Annotated in this window: 15 protein-coding genes; 8 read left to right on the top strand and 7 right to left on the bottom strand. The window is 46.1% G+C overall.

The genetic code is table 11. From position 1 onward, the window contains the following. Nucleotides 1-29: 29 nt before the first annotated feature. The 3 genes from dnaG to rpsU form a co-directional block, all read right to left on the bottom strand. Nucleotides 30-1,796 (bottom strand): DNA primase, encoded by a 1,767-nt coding sequence (dnaG, locus tag R7Q11_RS08990; RefSeq protein WP_005379719.1) that lies wholly within the window; start codon nucleotides 1,794-1,796, stop codon nucleotides 30-32. 149 nt (nucleotides 1,797-1,945) lie between these two features. Beyond that, the gene (locus R7Q11_RS08985; protein WP_005379720.1) at nucleotides 1,946-2,389 is read right to left on the bottom strand and encodes a GatB/YqeY domain-containing protein; all 444 of its coding nucleotides are present in this window, start codon (nucleotides 2,387-2,389) and stop codon (nucleotides 1,946-1,948) included. A gap of 27 nt (nucleotides 2,390-2,416) precedes the next feature. Then, nucleotides 2,417-2,632 carry a 30S ribosomal protein S21 gene (gene rpsU, locus R7Q11_RS08980; RefSeq protein ID WP_001145625.1) on the bottom strand — a complete coding sequence of 72 codons (216 nt, stop codon included), beginning with the start codon at nucleotides 2,630-2,632 and terminating at the stop codon, nucleotides 2,417-2,419. A 230-nt stretch (nucleotides 2,633-2,862) separates the two neighbouring features. On the opposite strand from rpsU, the gene tsaD reads away from it, so the two are divergent. Together tsaD and R7Q11_RS08970 are read left to right on the top strand one after the other, a co-directional pair. After that, nucleotides 2,863-3,879 carry a tRNA (adenosine(37)-N6)-threonylcarbamoyltransferase complex transferase subunit TsaD gene (gene tsaD, locus R7Q11_RS08975; RefSeq protein ID WP_005379854.1) on the top strand — a complete coding sequence of 339 codons (1,017 nt, stop codon included), beginning with the start codon at nucleotides 2,863-2,865 and terminating at the stop codon, nucleotides 3,877-3,879. A 176-nt stretch (nucleotides 3,880-4,055) separates the two neighbouring features. Continuing rightward, nucleotides 4,056-4,871 carry an alpha/beta fold hydrolase gene (locus tag R7Q11_RS08970; RefSeq protein WP_005379855.1) on the top strand — a complete coding sequence of 272 codons (816 nt, stop codon included), beginning with the start codon at nucleotides 4,056-4,058 and terminating at the stop codon, nucleotides 4,869-4,871. Nucleotides 4,872-4,905: 34 nt separating this feature from the next. Here R7Q11_RS08970 and plsY read toward each other — a convergent pair whose 3' ends face one another. Continuing rightward, nucleotides 4,906-5,517, bottom strand: a complete 612-nt coding sequence (plsY, locus tag R7Q11_RS08965; RefSeq protein WP_005379857.1) for a glycerol-3-phosphate 1-O-acyltransferase PlsY — start codon at nucleotides 5,515-5,517, stop codon at nucleotides 4,906-4,908. Nucleotides 5,518-5,767: 250 nt separating this feature from the next. On the opposite strand from plsY, the gene folB reads away from it, so the two are divergent. The 3 genes from folB to R7Q11_RS08950 are packed head-to-tail and all read left to right on the top strand — an operon-like array spanning nucleotide 5,768 to nucleotide 7,424. Next, nucleotides 5,768-6,127 carry a bifunctional dihydroneopterin aldolase/7,8-dihydroneopterin epimerase gene (gene folB / locus R7Q11_RS08960; protein ID WP_053350198.1) on the top strand — a complete coding sequence of 120 codons (360 nt, stop codon included), beginning with the start codon at nucleotides 5,768-5,770 and terminating at the stop codon, nucleotides 6,125-6,127. Continuing rightward, nucleotides 6,124-6,606, top strand: a complete 483-nt coding sequence (gene folK / locus R7Q11_RS08955; RefSeq protein ID WP_005387457.1) for a 2-amino-4-hydroxy-6-hydroxymethyldihydropteridine diphosphokinase — start codon at nucleotides 6,124-6,126, stop codon at nucleotides 6,604-6,606. Before folB ends, folK begins: the two co-directional genes overlap by 4 nt. Nucleotides 6,607-6,620: 14 nt before the next feature. After that, a complete protein-coding gene (locus tag R7Q11_RS08950; RefSeq protein ID WP_017820255.1) occupies nucleotides 6,621-7,424 on the top strand; it encodes an undecaprenyl-diphosphate phosphatase in 804 nt (267 codons plus the stop codon). 52 nt (nucleotides 7,425-7,476) lie between these two features. On the opposite strand, the gene R7Q11_RS08945 is transcribed toward R7Q11_RS08950, so the two are convergent. Beyond that, on the bottom strand, nucleotides 7,477-8,697 hold the full coding sequence (locus R7Q11_RS08945) for a multifunctional CCA addition/repair protein (RefSeq protein WP_005379907.1): 1,221 nt from the start codon (nucleotides 8,695-8,697) through the stop codon (nucleotides 7,477-7,479). Between the two features lie 137 nt (nucleotides 8,698-8,834). Between R7Q11_RS08945 and R7Q11_RS08940 the strand changes: the two genes are divergently transcribed. The 3 genes from R7Q11_RS08940 to ggt all read left to right on the top strand — a co-directional run bounded on the left by R7Q11_RS08940 (nucleotide 8,835) and on the right by ggt (nucleotide 13,141). Beyond that, a complete protein-coding gene (locus R7Q11_RS08940; RefSeq protein ID WP_017820254.1) occupies nucleotides 8,835-10,451 on the top strand; it encodes an ExeA family protein in 1,617 nt (538 codons plus the stop codon). Further along, on the top strand, nucleotides 10,451-11,137 hold the full coding sequence (locus tag R7Q11_RS08935; RefSeq protein WP_017820253.1) for a general secretion pathway protein GspB: 687 nt from the start codon (nucleotides 10,451-10,453) through the stop codon (nucleotides 11,135-11,137). The genes R7Q11_RS08940 and R7Q11_RS08935 overlap by 1 nt, the downstream gene beginning before the upstream one ends. A 273-nt stretch (nucleotides 11,138-11,410) precedes the next feature. Further along, nucleotides 11,411-13,141, top strand: coding sequence for a gamma-glutamyltransferase (ggt, locus tag R7Q11_RS08930; RefSeq protein WP_225466381.1), 1,731 nt, complete (start codon nucleotides 11,411-11,413; stop codon nucleotides 13,139-13,141). Between the two features lie 88 nt (nucleotides 13,142-13,229). Here ggt and R7Q11_RS08925 read toward each other — a convergent pair whose 3' ends face one another. Beyond that, on the bottom strand, nucleotides 13,230-13,841 hold the full coding sequence (locus tag R7Q11_RS08925; RefSeq protein WP_005379900.1) for a TIGR04211 family SH3 domain-containing protein: 612 nt from the start codon (nucleotides 13,839-13,841) through the stop codon (nucleotides 13,230-13,232). A gap of 178 nt (nucleotides 13,842-14,019) precedes the next feature. After that, nucleotides 14,020-15,279, bottom strand: a complete 1,260-nt coding sequence (locus tag R7Q11_RS08920; protein WP_005379898.1) for an inorganic phosphate transporter — start codon at nucleotides 15,277-15,279, stop codon at nucleotides 14,020-14,022. Nucleotides 15,280-15,373: the final 94 nt, after the last annotated feature.

The following is a 15,373-nucleotide window of genomic DNA, read 5'->3' as shown; positions in this document are numbered from 1 at the left end:
TTAAATCGTTGCTGACTAATTAAACAGGGTTACGCTTTTAAATCTAGCATAAGTGCTAGCAGCTCCCTTTTCTCTTCGGCTGATAAACCGACACTTCTTGCTTTGGCCTGCAGGTTTTCAATTTGTTTTTCTACGCACTGGGCAATAATTTTATCCAGTGAGTCTAAAAAGATTTCTTCTTGGTTGTCCTCATCGAGTGGAATGTCCCAACTCGCGAGACGAGACAGAAGGGTCTCATTTTGGCTGTTTCGCCAATGCTCTAATAATTGGCCTGTGTTGATATGGGGATGCGCTTGGCATTTATCAAGTACATCAACAAATAAACTTAGACCAGGAATGGGCAAATCTCTAACGCTAGTTAGATCTGGCACCATACTTACGTATTGTGGGTTTTGAATCAGTAACGCGATCACTTCTCGCATCGGCGTTCGCTTGATTTCTTTATGAGGTTGAGGCCTTTTATCCTCTTTACCTTGTTTTGAAATTAGCTGCTGTAGTTGGCGTTCATCAACCAAACCCAAACGGCGGCCAAGCAATTCTCTCAAGTATAGTCTTAAAGTGCCGCCAGGGACTTTATCAATGAGAGGAACCGCAAGAGTACTCAGTTTTGCCATGCCTTCTTTCGTGCTCATATCGACCTGCTGAGTCAATGAGCTGAACATGAATTCAGACAAGGGCATCGCATTAGACACTTGCTGCTCAAATGCTTGTTTTCCGTTTTGTCGGATATAAGAGTCGGGATCTTCTCCATCCGGCAAAAACATGAATTTTAACTGGCGACCATCCGTTAGGTAAGGCAATGCATTTTCCATGGCACGCCACGCGGCTTCACGGCCTGCGCGGTCACCGTCATAACAACACACGACGGTGCTTGTTTGCCTGAATAACACTTGCAAGTGATCGCCCGTTGTCGAGGTTCCCAATGAGGCAACGGAATAATCTACGCCATATTGAGCAAGCGCGACAACATCCATATAGCCTTCAACCACTAAAATTTGTGGTGGCTCACGGTACGCTTGTAGTACTTCATAAAGGCCATACAACTCTTTACCTTTATGAAATATCGGGGTTTCGGGTGAGTTGAGATATTTTGGTGTCCCATCACCTAATACTCGACCACCAAAGCCTATTACTCGACCGCGTCTGTCTCGAATAGGAAACATCACTCGACCACGGAATCGGTCGTAGCGGTTGCCTTTATCGTTTTCAATCAACATGCCGCCAGTGACGAGCATGTCTTGGTTTTCTTTATTCTGGCCAAAGTTCTTACGAACTAAATCCCATTCATCAGCCACATAGCCGATGCCAAACTTCTGGACGATTTCACCAGACAGGCCGCGATCTTTTAGATACTCAATCGCCACCTTACTTGCTGGCTGTTTGAGTTGGTTACGATAAAATTGAGCAATGCTGCCCATTAAGTCGTATAGGTTACGTTTTTCACTGCTGCTTGCTTGTGGGCCTGATTGAAACGAACCATTACCGCCGCTACGTTGTTCGCGAGGAACATCTAAACCCAAGTATGAAGCGAGTTCTTCAATGGCTTCGACGAATTCTAGTCGGTCGAATTCCATCAAAAAATCGATGGCATTTCCATGCGCGCCACAACCAAAACAATGGTAGAACTGCTTTTCTTGACTGACACTGAATGAGGGTGTCTTTTCGTTGTGGAACGGGCAGCATGCGCCGTAGTTTTTGCCTTTTTTCTTAAGTTTCACACGTGCGTCGATGATATCGACAATATCAAGTCGAGCTAGAAGGTCATCGATAAAACTGCGAGGGATGTGTCCAGCCATAAAACCTAACAAAAAAAGAAGATGATGAGTGGAGTGAATGCCTTAAAAGAATGAGCGTATTGCCCATTGATTTCATTCCATCCATCCAGATACAAACAAGCCGTGCGCTCCAAAGGATAGCACGGCTTGCTGCAATTGGGTGGGGTACCTTAAGCCAATTTAGCGCGAACTAAACCGCTTACTTTACCCATATCTGCACGCCCTTGAATTTGCGGTTTCAGAACGCCCATTACTTTGCCCATGTCTTGCATGCCAGCTGCGCCAGATTCAGCAATCGCGTTCTCGATGAGAGCCGCTACTTCTTCGTCTGTCAGTGGTTGAGGCATAAAGTCCTCAAGAACGGTAATTTCTGCTTGTTCCGCATCAGCAAGATCTTGACGACCCGCTGCTTCAAACTGCGCTACAGAATCGCGACGTTGTTTAACCATCTTGGTCAATACTGCAAGAATGTCGTCATCGTTCAGAGTAATCTGTTCGTCAACTTCACGTTGCTTGATTGCTGATAGGGCTAAACGAATAGTACCAAGGCGCAATTTGTCCTTGGCTTTCATCGCTAATTTTTGCTCTTCTTTGAGTTGATCAATCAGAGCCATAACTAAATTCCTTTTGGAGCTCAGTTATTAGTACAGGCGAACGCGACGAGCGTTTTCGCGAGCTAGCTTCTTAGCGTGACGCTTTTGAGCTGCTGCTTTAGCGCGTTTGCGAACTGTAGTTGGTTTTTCGTAGTGCTCACGACGACGCACTTCAGAAAGGATACCTGCTTTTTCGCAAGAGCGCTTAAAACGACGTAGAGCAACGTCGAACGGTTCGTTTTCACGTACTTTAACTACTGGCATATGCCTTTCACCTCAGGGGTTATTCGTTAACGCTGGTATTCAACAGACCAAATCACAATTGTTAGGTCTCTTACCAGCTTGATCAAAAATGGTGCGGAATTTTAATCCGATCACAACTACTTTGTAAAGCCTTTTGTCGATTATTGTCTGTACAAAATTTGTTTGCAGCACCAAGGCGAGGTAATATGACGCCCAAATTTCCTCTATACAGAAAGCATACTGAGAAAACCATGCGCATTATTGGTATTGAAACCTCTTGTGACGAGACTGGCATCGCAATTTATGACGATGAAAACGGTCTCTTGTCACACAAGCTATACAGCCAAGTAAAACTGCACGCAGATTACGGCGGTGTGGTGCCTGAGTTGGCTTCACGTGACCACGTAAAGAAAACCATTCCTCTTATTAAAGAGGCACTAAAAGAAGCGAACTTAACTTCAAAAGACATCGATGGTGTCGCGTATACCGCGGGGCCTGGTCTTGTTGGGGCGCTATTAGTGGGTGCGACTATCGGTCGCAGTATTGCTTATGCTTGGGGAGTGCCAGCGGTACCTGTTCATCATATGGAAGGTCACCTATTGGCCCCAATGTTGGAAGATAACCCTCCACCGTTCCCGTTTGTGGCGGTATTAGTATCGGGCGGTCACTCTATGATGGTGGAAGTGAGAGGCATCGGTGAGTACAAAATTCTAGGTGAGTCGATTGATGATGCGGCGGGCGAAGCGTTTGATAAAACAGCGAAGCTAATGGGTTTGGATTACCCAGGCGGTCCACTATTATCTAAACTGGCGGAAAAAGGTACACCGGGCCGCTTTAAGTTCCCGCGCCCAATGACGAATGTGCCAGGTTTGGACATGAGTTTCTCTGGTCTAAAAACCTTTACGGCTAACACGATTGCTGCAAACGGTGATGACGAGCAAACCCGCGCGGACATCGCATTGGCATTTGAAGAGGCTGTGTGTGCTACGTTGGCTATTAAATGTAAGCGCGCGCTTGAGCAAACAGGCATGAAACGCATTGTTATTGCTGGTGGTGTGAGTGCTAACCGTCGTTTGCGAGCTGAGTTAGAGAAGTTAGCGAAGAAAGTTGGCGGCGAAGTTTACTACCCACGTACTGAGTTCTGTACAGATAACGGTGCGATGATCGCTTACGCAGGCATGCAGCGCTTGAAGAATGGCGAAGTGGCTGATATGTCAGTAGAGGCTCGTCCACGTTGGCCAATTGATCAACTAACACCTGTCGCTTAGTCAAATTTATGCGGTAGGTTTGAAACCGGTTCTTTGTAATAAAGGTCTCTGCTCCTCAGAGGCCTTTATTTTTAATTATTCAATGAACCGCCTCGTTTTACATTCTGACTGATGCGATCAGTTCGCGATTGTTTCAGTGCTAGGATGACGTGGAAGAATAAGAAATGGATATAACAATGAATAAGTTTGAAATTGAAGGTCAGCAACTTGCTTATCTAGATAAAGGTGAGGGCCCTGTGCTTCTATTTGGTCATAGTTACCTTTGGGATAGCCAAATGTGGGCGCCACAAGTTGAGGTTTTAAGCCAGTCATTCCGTTGTATTGTGCCAGATCTTTGGGCACATGGTGAATCGGACGCTGCACCTGCATCGACACAGTCATTGGCCGACTATGCACAACATATGTTGGCATTGATGGATCATTTAGATATCGAAGAATTCTCGATAGTGGGCTTATCTGTTGGCGGCATGTGGGGAGCTGAGCTAACGGCTCAAGCGCCGCAACGTGTTAAGTCACTGGTATTGATGGATACCTTCATTGGCTGGGAGCCAGAAGTTACGTATAAAAAGTATTTTGCAATGCTTGATACCATCAGCCAAGTCCAAGCAGTGCCTGCGCCAATTATTGAAGCCGTTGTGCCGCTGTTCTTTGCCAACAACGTCAATCAGGATAACCCTAAACTTGTCGCTTCATTCAAACGCAGTTTAGAAGAGCTGAACGGTGAGCGTGCGGTGGAAGTAGCTCGCATGGGGCGCATGGTGTTTGGTCGCCGTGATGTGATTGAAGATTCGGAAAAATTCGCTCTGCCGACGTTAATTGCGGTGGGCTGTGAAGATAAGCCTCGCCCGGTTTTCGAATCGTATTTAATGAAAGACTGTATCACGGGCAGTGAGTTGGTAGAAATTCCCCAAGCTGGACATATCAGTTGTTTAGAGCAACCTGAGTTCGTCAACCAGATGTTGTTGAACTTCCTGAATCGAGTTCATGCATAACCAATACATCCTTCTTTAAACGAAAAACTCGGCATTAAGCCGAGTTTTTTTGTGTCAGTTTTTTCTCGCCGATTTTTGGCTCGTCGCCAGACAAAAGCCGACGAATATTTTGATGATGCTTAAATACGATTAAGCAGCACAGCATAGCAACAGGTAACGTGTATTGCGGTTTAAACATCCAAGTATAAAACGGAGTGACCAAAACCGTGACGAGAGCCGCTAAGGATGAATAGCGGAATAGCGCGGCTACTGACAGCCAAGTTAACATTACCAATCCTGTTAAGTCCAAACCAATCGGAGCGATAGCGCCAAGCGCGGTTGCGACACCTTTTCCGCCTTTAAAGTGGAAAAAGATGGGGTACATGTGGCCAAGACAGGCAGCAATGGCGATGACGCCAAGAATGATAGGGTCGATACCAAGAAAGTATCCGCCCCACACGGGGATAGTGCCTTTGAGCATATCGCACAACAAGACTGAAACAGCGGCTCCTCGTCCGCCAATACGCAATACGTTCGTTGCTCCAGGATTGTTAGATCCCACACTGCGTGGGTCTGGCAGTTTTAAGAGTCGACAGATCAAAACCGCACTGGAAACCGAACCTAATAAATAGGCGGCCATTGTCATTATCAGTGCCAGTGCGTCCATAGAAGTCCTTGATGGATTGGAATTTAATGCTCGGTTCCCGCGTAGTTGCTATCATACCCCGAATTTACATAATGCAGAAATCCTCACTGTGATAGAGCTTGCATTATGTGATTTCTTGTATATAAAGATGCTTTCGCAGTTTATACCTAAGTAACATTGTGATGACCAAAGTAAATGTTACTTAGGTATAGAATACTACGATCAAATTACCCCTCACGGGTATCCGACCTCTGTAATAGAAGGACATAAGATGGCTCTGGATAAAGTTTTTATTGAACAGTTAGAAGTAATCACCACAATTGGCGTGTACGACTGGGAGCAACAAATCAAACAAAAGTTGGTTCTAGATATTGAAATGGCACACGATAATAAACCTGCGGGCAAAAGTGATGATGTGCAAGATGCACTGGATTATTCGCAGGTGAGTGAGGCGGTACTTAACCACATTGAAAATGGTCGTTTCTTACTGGTCGAGCGCGTGGCTGAAGAAGTAGCAGAGCTTATCATGCAGCGTTTCTCTGTGCCTTGGGTGACAATCCGCCTAGCGAAGCCTGGCGCCGTGCCGCAAGCACGTGCTGTTGGTGTGGTGATTGAGCGAGGCCGAGCATGATCACCACTTATATTGGTGTTGGGACGAACGTAGAAAGAGAGCAACATGTGCTTGCTGCGTATCAGGAGCTGCAACGGCTTGGAGAAAATCTCCTCGTATCACCGATATATGAATGCGAACCTATTGGTTTTAGCAGCAAGAATTTCTACAACTTTGTCGTTGCAATGCGTACCGAGTTGTCATTAGAAGAGTTGAGCCATCAACTACGCGAGATTGAATTTAAGTGGGGACGCGAAGAAAACGCGCAAAAGTATCAGGATCGAACACTGGATCTCGATATAGTGTTGTTCGGTGAGCGCGTCTCCAAGAAAAAACCTGAGCTACCTCGCAGTGATATCTACAAATATCCTTTTGTCACAAAGCCGCTGTATGATCTCGAACCGCAATTAGTGATCCCAGGCGATGGACGCACAGTCGCAGACATTTGGCATGCTATGCAGCCAGTCGATTCGCTCAAACCCGTTTCCTTTCATTTTTAATTTGAGTTGTTTACATGAGTTATTTTGAAGCCTTTATTTTGGCTCTGATTCAGGGGCTGACAGAGTTTTTGCCTATCTCAAGCTCTGCCCATTTGATCCTGCCTTCCGCTATTTTAGGATGGGAAGACCAAGGTCTGGCCTTTGATGTTGCTGTTCACGTCGGTACATTAATGGCTGTCGTGATCTATTTTCGTCATGAAGTAATCACTTTGTTTCAAGCGTTATTTGCTTCGATCTTTAAAGGAGATCGCAGTAAAGAAGCTAAATTGGCTTGGATGATCGTGATTGCGACGATTCCAGCTTGTGTGTTCGGCTTATTGATGAAAGACATCATTGAAGTGTATCTACGTAGCGCTTACGTCATCGCGACTACTACGATCGTATTTGGCCTGTTGCTATGGTGGGTAGACAAAAACGCTAAACTCGTTGCCGATGAATACCAAACGGGTTGGAAGAAAGCTGTATTTATCGGTATTGCTCAAGCCTTAGCGATGATTCCTGGAACTTCACGTTCAGGGGCGACCATCACAGCAGCGCTTTACCTTGGCTTTACTCGAGAAGCGGCTGCCCGATTTTCGTTTTTAATGTCGATCCCAATCATTACATTAGCTGGTAGCTACTTAGGCATGAAGTTAGTGACCAGTGGTGAACCTGTCCATGTTGGTTTCTTAATGACTGGCATTATCACATCGTTTATCAGTGCGTACATCTGTATCCACTTCTTCTTGAAGATGATTTCACGAATGGGCATGACACCGTTTGTGATTTACCGTCTCATTTTGGGCGTCGGTTTGTTCGCTTTTCTATTAAGTGCATAATTGATGTTAACGAAAAACGCCCGCGAAATCCGCGGGCGTTTTTGTTTGTTCGTTACTTCTTAAGTGCTGCTTTCACTGCTTCAATACGTCGTTTTTCTTGCTCGTCACGAATCGCAGGGCCTTTAAAGCCCTCTTTGATAATGGCTTGAACGTCAACTGCCGCTGCTGCTTGGTAGGCTTGCCTAAAAATATCCGCCTGTGGATATGGTTGCGTTTCCAGTCCTTTACGACCAGCGTGATCCGCTTGGCAGCAAAGCAAGATATCTTGCAGACGTTCGGACTTACGCCACACATCAAGTTTATTGAGTATTTTAATTATGGTTTGTGGTTTAAGTTCAGCCGCGCGATGAATATTGGAGTGCTGTTCGCACACCATCAAGGCTAAATCACGAAACTCATTTGGTACCCGGACACGTTCGCACAGCTTTTTGATCAGTTTTAATCCTGTATGGCAATGCATTTTGTGGCTTGGCCATTCGCTCTCTGGCGTCACGCCCTTACCCAAGTCATGCACTTGGGCGGCAAACCTGACGGGGAGTGAGTTACTCAATTTTGCGGCTTGCTCTGCCACCATCAAAGTATGGATGCCAGTATCGATTTCTGGATGCCACTTCTCAGGTTGAGGTACGCCAAATAGTGCATCAATTTCAGGTAACACCACGGTTAATGCACCACAGTCTCGTAGAACCGATAAGAAAATATCAGGGCGAGGAGTAGAGAGAGATTTATGCCATTCTTGCCAAACACGCTCGGGAGTCAGTGTGCTCAGCTCTCCGGACTCTGCCATGTGACGCATTAACCGCATGGTTTCGTCGGCAACCGTAAAGTTTAGATCAGCAAGCTTCGCTGCGAAGCGAGCGACACGTAAAACGCGTAGAGGGTCTTCAATAAAGGCGTCTGATACATGGCGTAGCAGTTTATCGTTGAGATCTTGCTGGCCACCATATGGGTCATGGATCGTGCCATCACTCTCCATTGCCATCGCGTTAATGGTTAAATCACGACGTATCAAATCTTCTTCTAAGGTGACGTTTTGATCGAAGAAACATTCAAAACCAGTGTAACCAGAACCTGACTTTCTCTCTGTTCGTGCAAGGGCATATTCTTCTTTACTTTTGGGATGCAGAAATACAGGAAAGTCTTTACCAACGGCGGTGTATCCTTGGGACAGCATCATCTCGGGCGTCGCGCCTACGACCACCCAGTCGTTGTCATAACTATCAATTCCGAGCAATTTATCTCGAACTGCGCCACCTACTAAATAAACTTGCACGAATTACCTCTTAATTTATGGATATGCCGTTGGACATTGTAGCAAGCAATGGTACTTTTCTTTACTCCTAAGAATAGAAGAAGAGCGTTTATACCATGTCTGACTATTCCCAGGTGGTTTTTTAGCTGGAGAGCCTAATGTATAAGGACTTTTTTGGGTTTGTCGAACAACCATTTTCGATTGTTCCAAACTCACGTTATTTGTATTTAAGCCAACGTCACAAAGAGGCAATCACACATCTCCAAGCTGGGCTAGGCGATGGCGGTGGCTTTGCTATGCTTACTGGCGAAGTAGGTACAGGCAAAACGACCGTCGCAAAAGCGATGCTGGCGAATTTGGGTGATAACACCAAAGCGGGTCTTATTCTCAATCCCACGTTTTCGAGTAGAGACTTGCTCGAAGCCATTTGCGATGAGTTCAAAATCACCTATCCGCCAGATGCAAACCTCAAACAGCTAAACCAGGTTATCCATCAATATTTGCTGCGTAATTATCGTTCAGGCTGGCAGACATTGCTGGTCATTGATGAGGCTCAACACCTTGCCGCCGACGTTCTAGAGCAGTTGCGCTTGTTGACCAACTTGGAAACCGATACCAGAAAATTGCTCAAAGTGTTGTTGGTCGGGCAGCCTGAATTGCAGCGGTTATTACAAACAACACAACTACGCCAACTTGCCCAGCGTATTACCGGGCGTTATCACCTGTTGCCGTTGGATGAAAAAGAGACAGAAGATTACATCGCATTTCGACTACATACAGCAGGTGGCGACCAGCAACTGTTTAATCGTGCTTCTTGTAAACTTATAGCCAAATACAGTCACGGTATACCGCGGCTCATCAACCTTATCTGTGACAAATCCCTCAACATTAGTTATCACCAGGGTAATGTGGTGGTGGATAAGCAAACCGTTCAGCAGGCCTGTGAAGAGGTGATGCAGTTTCAGGCAGATATTTATCAGCAAGATAAAAAAGAGCGCCGGACTTTCCGTTGGCCTGCTTGGGGCTCTGTCACGGTAGGCCTTATTGCTGCATTAAGTACGGGGTGGGCGGTCGTGAATTATATGCCAGCTCAAGCGACGTCAGTGTTGACACAAGTGACGGAGCCAAGAGTAGAGCCAACACCAACCGTCGTCAGCCAACAGTTAACGGATGAGCAGCGTGCTTTATTGTTAACACAAAAACAGTCGAACCTCGCTGTAAATGATTTGTATCGTTTGTGGGGGTATCAAGCATCGGTTCGCGATAACCTTTGTTTGTCAGAACCGCAGTCGACTATGCGTTGTGAGCGTAAAATGGCGACTTGGCCGCTGTTGATGCAACAAAATCGCCCTGTGATCTTGGAGTTGAATTATCAAGGTGATGTTGGGTATGTCATTCTATATGCCGTCGGTAATGACCAAGCTGAAGTGCTCAATGGTAAGCAGCGTCTCCGTCTGCCAATTTCATGGTTAAAGCCGTTGTGGCAGGGCAATATTATCGAACTGTGGCATGCTCCGCTGAATGAAACATTACGTTTAGACATGGAAGGCCCTGCGATTGAAGTATTAGACCGATTATTAGCAGAAGCGGTGAGTGAGCCACTGCTTGAAACGTCTATTTTTGATGGTGCGATGAAAGAGCGAGTCGAGTTATTTCAACGCTGGCAAGGAATTGGTGTCGATGGTATTGCAGGTAAGCGAACGCTAGACCGACTTCAGCAAAATGTTCAGCCAGATGCGCCTCAACTGGCGAGAATAGAGAAGGAGGACGCATAATGTCAGCTGTGAAACATATAGGTCTGTTCTTGCTGCCAATCACTGCTTCTGCTATTGGAGTCGCTTGGTACTTAGATCTCTTTGCACCGAGTGTTGAAGTAGATACAACGTCCCCGATAGAAAAGGTCGAAGTGGTATCACCTTTCAAAGTATTAGACTATCCAGAGAACACCCAGTTGGCCCAATTGCCAAGAGAGTGGCCAAGTGCAGAGCTATCGCGTGATTTTGGTACATTTACCACCCCCGATGAATACACGAGCCATACACCAAGCAGAGATGAAACACGCAACTCAGCATCAACCCAAACGACTTCTCCTGCTGAAGAGGACCTCGGGTTGTCTTTGGATGATCTGGATTTATCCTCATTATCTCCTGATTTAGCTAGGAAGGTCGAAAATGCCTTATCCCGAGATGATGACAACTCTTCATCACAAACGGCACGCGTGAACGATTTAGAGCGCAACGCTCACCAGTGGCAAGGGCGTCTACCTGCGCTTAATTTGCAAACCCATATGTACGCTAGTGATGAAAATCGCCGTTGGGTGAAAATTAACAATGTTGAGTATCATCAAGGGGATGTCGTTGATGATCAGGTCACTCTAAGAGAAATACAACCGCAAGCTGTGATTGTTGAGTTCCAAGGTGAGCAAATTCGTATACCAGCGTTGTATGAGTGGAAAGGCTAACTCTTGTAGAAACACATCAAGCCAGCGAAATCATATCGCTGGCTTTTTATTTTTCAGAGCATCTTTTGCATCTATTCTGGTGATGATTTTTAGATACTCAAACAAGCAAAATATAGCTTTTCTCAGTCGTTTAAATAGCACCAATATCATTCATCTATTGATAGCGCGATTCCAGTCAGCGTTGTGTAAAAAGACACCATCTTCACGAACTTCGGAGTAATGACTTGGTCCACGTTAGACCCCATCACATAATAGGAGTCTAAACAGAGACACATGCGTATTCTGATTTTTTCTTTAAGTATTGTTGCATCGACAAGCTATGCAGCAAAGCCAGACCCATTCCCAGTTACACCAGATAGTCGCGGGCAAGATTTCATGGTCAGTGCGACGAATCCTTACGTGAGCAGTACCGGTTACTCAATATTGAAAGAAGGCGGTAACGCTGTTGATGCTATGGTCGCGATGCAGATGGTGATGTCTGTCGTTGAGCCAGATATGACCGGAATTGGCGGCGGGACTTTCGCGCTGTTTTATCAACATGACGAGAAAAAATTTCTGGCCCTTGATGGTCGAGATGAAGCGCCCTCTAGCGCGAACCCTGAAATGTTTGTTGAGAATGGGGAAGTACTCAGTCGCAACGAAATATTAGGCCCTCGTTCTGTTGCGGTTCCGGGCACGTTGCGGTTGCTTTACACCACTCATGAACAATACGGCAAGTTGCCATGGGCAGAGCTGATTAAGCCGGCGATTACATTGGCGAGCAATGGGTACGCGATGAACAGCTACACCTACGACATCGTAGTAAGAGAGCAAAGCCGACTTGAGCAAGATCCGGAAGTGAAAGCCTTGTATTGGCAAGGGGACGATATTAAGCCGACGGGAACCTTGATGAAGAACCCTAAGATGGCTGAGACGCTGAGGAAGATCGCGCAACAAGGCGATAGTTACCTTTATGGTGGTGAGCTTGGTCAGCACATCGTAGAGACGGTTAATAGTCGTATTGACGACCAACACGAGAAGTTGTCTTTAGAAGATTTTAAACATTACCAAGTGAAGCAGCGTGACATCATTGAGAGCGACTACCGTGGGAATAAAATCGTCTCTTTTGGTTACCCAGCTTCGGGCGGTGTGATGGTCGCTCAGAGTCTTGAACTGCTTGCACCCTATGACATTGCCCATATGGCGAAAACGGATGTGGAACCTTGGCGTCTCATGACTGAAGCGATGCGAATTGCAAAAGCCGATCGTATTGCGTATGCCGGAGATCCGGATTATGTGGAAGCGCCAGTTGAACAGTTGTTGTCTAAAGCCTATCTAGATCAGAGACGTGATTTAATCCCCGATAATGGCACTTTAAAAGAGGATCCAAAAGCAGGACAGATAACGCAAACTCAGTATGCGCAATATCAAGGCTTCGAGAGCAAAGATACAGGGCATATTTCTATCGTCGATAGAGATGGAAATGCAATAGCAATGACTAGTACGGTAGGAACGGGTATGGGCTCGGGTGTGATGGTCGATGGCGTTATCTTGAACGCGCAGATGGCTAACTTCTCACCTCTGCCAACGGTTAACGGCAAACCTACGCAAAACTCAATTGAAGCGGGCAAGCGTCCACGTTCGGCTATTACGCCATTAATGGTGATGGACAGTGATGATAATTTGCGTTTGGTGGTTGGGTCACCAGGTAGTTCACAAATCCCGGGGTATGTACTCAAAACCGTGGTTGGGGTGCTGGATTGGAACTTATCAGCGCAAGAGGCTATTGACTTACCAAACATCCAGTATGGCACTAAGATAGACCGCACCAAGTCTTATGACCCGACTGGTTTGCTGGTGGAAAAGAAAACGTTCGCAGAAATGTTGGTGCCTGAGTTTATGGAGCTTGGCTACCCAGTGCACGTTATTCCAGTGGTAAGCGGTTTGAATGCAATTGAGCTAAAAGATGGCAAGCTTTATGGCGCAACGGATCGTCGTCGAGCCTCTAGTTCAATGGGGGAGTAGTACTCACTTCTATCAAACGAAGCAAACTAAAAAGCCAGTCAATATCGACTGGCTTTTGCGTTCTTTTTAAAGATAAAAGCGTAAGGGTTTATGCCCAACCCGCAGGAGAGCGCTTTCTACGAGGCATGACATGCGGAAGAATCAAACCAAATAGTAAACCTAAACCTGCGACACCGCCGCCATAAGTGAAGTACTTAAGCAGCATGTCATCTTTTTGTGTATCCAGTTTTGCGCGTAGCTCGCGGTTTTCTGTTTCAACAGAAGTAAGCTGATCGCTGATCTCAGAGTATTTATTTTCTAGATCTGAAATTTGTTGGTTACGTGTTTCGAGAGAGGTAACAAGACCGGCTTTCTCTGCATCAGAAGTTTGACGAGCATTAGCAAGCTGCTCTTTTACTTCGGCTAGCTCTTTCTCAATGCGAGGAAGGCGAATTGCCATGCTCTCTTGGTTTGTCACAAACTTGCTTTGTACCCAACCAGTGCGACCACGGTCATCACGAACTTGCGTATAGCCAGTATCTCGGTTGGTTTTAATCAGTTGTACTTTAGAACCGGCGTTAACACTACCAATAATACGGTAGGTGTTATTTGGACCTGAGTGCATAAAAGTGAAGAGGTCATCAGAAATATAACGGTCTGCTGCTAGGGCCGCTGGCGCTGCTAGCAAAGTAAACAAAACCGTGATGATTAGTTTTTTCACAGTAAATCCCTTAACGATTTTTCTTGGAGACAGCGTTGGCACCGAATGATTGGAGCCGGAAATAGACGAATAGTATGCAGTTTCAAACCTCGGTGCAACAAAGAAGGGAGGCAAAGCCTCCCTTTCTGTGCGTTTGAGTCAATAATGACAAAGCGCTTACATTCTATTGACGAGTGTCTTAAGCGAACATCGCTTGAAGTCCGTAGAAGAATACTACGGCCAATAACGCACCCGCTGGTAGTGTAACGATCCATGATGCCACGATGTTACGAACTACGCCTAGGTTCAGTGCTGCGATACCACGAGCAAAGCCAACACCGAGAACCGCACCAACCAATGTTTGAGTGGTTGAAATTGGCAGGCCTGTACCAGACGCTAGAACTACTGTACATGCTGTTGCTAGCTGTGCTGCAAAACCGCGGCTAGGCGTTAGCTCAGTGATGCCTGTACCAACAGTTGCCATTACTTTGTGACCTAGTGTTGCAAGACCGACCACGATACCAATACCACCAAGAGGTAGAATCCACCAAGCGATGGTGCTTTTCGTGCTGATTTCGCCCATGTGTTCAACAGTCGATACGACAGCAGACAGCGGACCAATGGCGTTTGCAACGTCGTTTGAACCGTGTGCAAATGCCATCGCACAAGCGGTGATAACCATCAGAACGCTGAAGATACCTTCCACGCCAGAAAAGCTGCGGTCTTCTTCGCGATTAGCGAATTTTTTCTGGATGTATACGTAGCCGCCAATCATCACAAGTGCTGAAACTGCTGCTGCCCACATCCAGGCTTCACCATTGGTCAGGTGAAGACCAACGTGTTTTAGACCTTTTTTGATGGTTACAAGTGCAATCACCATTGTTGTGATGAACATGTAAACAGGTACAAAACGTTTCGCATTAAACAGAGGGTTCTCTGTATCAAAAATCAGGCGTTGTGCGCTGACAAAGATAACGTAAGCAAAGAAACCTGAAATCACTGGCGTAATAATCCAGCTACCAACAATGCCTTGAACGCTGCCCCAGTCAACCGCTTCAGTACCTACTGATACGCATGCAAAACCAATGATTGCACCGATGATTGAGTGAGTCGTTGATACTGGCCAGCCCATGTAAGAAGCAAGAAGCAGCCATGTACCTGCTGCCAAAAGCGCAGACATCATTCCGTAGACAAGAACATCTGGTTGACTAGCAAATAAAGAAGTTTCGATTACACCTTTACGGATAGTGTCGGTTACTTCACCGCCTGCAAGGTAAGCACCTGCAAATTCGAAGATCATCGCAATGATGATAGCTTGTTTTACAGTTAGCGCTTTTGAACCTACAGATGTACCCATCGCATTAGCAACGTCGTTCGCGCCAATACCAATCGCCATCATGAAACCAAAAATCGCTGCAACAATAATCAGGACAGTGCCGTAGTTCGCAAGGATATCCATCGTAATACCTAGTTGTTTTATAACAAGCGGAACAAAATTTTACGCGCGCCAAACCATAAGACGATGAAAATAGTCATCGTCCCTATGACACGTG

It is taken from the genome of Vibrio sp. 970 (assembly GCF_033339075.1).
This window is presented reverse-complemented; position numbering and strand designations above follow the sequence as displayed.

What these genes read in the sequence shown, in the direction of transcription:
- dnaG (WP_005379719.1), bottom strand. Translation starts at nt 1,796, where the DNA reads ATGGCTGGACACATCCCTCGCAGTTTTATCGATGACCTTCTAGCTCGA.
- R7Q11_RS08985 (WP_005379720.1), bottom strand. Translation starts at nt 2,389, where the DNA reads ATGGCTCTGATTGATCAACTCAAAGAAGAGCAAAAATTAGCGATGAAA.
- rpsU (WP_001145625.1), bottom strand. Translation starts at nt 2,632, where the DNA reads ATGCCAGTAGTTAAAGTACGTGAAAACGAACCGTTCGACGTTGCTCTA.
- tsaD (WP_005379854.1), top strand. Translation starts at nt 2,863, where the DNA reads ATGCGCATTATTGGTATTGAAACCTCTTGTGACGAGACTGGCATCGCA.
- R7Q11_RS08970 (WP_005379855.1), top strand. Translation starts at nt 4,056, where the DNA reads ATGAATAAGTTTGAAATTGAAGGTCAGCAACTTGCTTATCTAGATAAA.
- plsY (WP_005379857.1), bottom strand. Translation starts at nt 5,517, where the DNA reads ATGGACGCACTGGCACTGATAATGACAATGGCCGCCTATTTATTAGGT.
- folB (WP_053350198.1), top strand. Translation starts at nt 5,768, where the DNA reads ATGGCTCTGGATAAAGTTTTTATTGAACAGTTAGAAGTAATCACCACA.
- folK (WP_005387457.1), top strand. Translation starts at nt 6,124, where the DNA reads ATGATCACCACTTATATTGGTGTTGGGACGAACGTAGAAAGAGAGCAA.
- R7Q11_RS08950 (WP_017820255.1), top strand. Translation starts at nt 6,621, where the DNA reads ATGAGTTATTTTGAAGCCTTTATTTTGGCTCTGATTCAGGGGCTGACA.
- R7Q11_RS08940 (WP_017820254.1), top strand. Translation starts at nt 8,835, where the DNA reads ATGTATAAGGACTTTTTTGGGTTTGTCGAACAACCATTTTCGATTGTT.
- R7Q11_RS08935 (WP_017820253.1), top strand. Translation starts at nt 10,451, where the DNA reads ATGTCAGCTGTGAAACATATAGGTCTGTTCTTGCTGCCAATCACTGCT.
- ggt (WP_225466381.1), top strand. Translation starts at nt 11,411, where the DNA reads ATGCGTATTCTGATTTTTTCTTTAAGTATTGTTGCATCGACAAGCTAT.
- R7Q11_RS08920 (WP_005379898.1), bottom strand. Translation starts at nt 15,279, where the DNA reads ATGGATATCCTTGCGAACTACGGCACTGTCCTGATTATTGTTGCAGCG.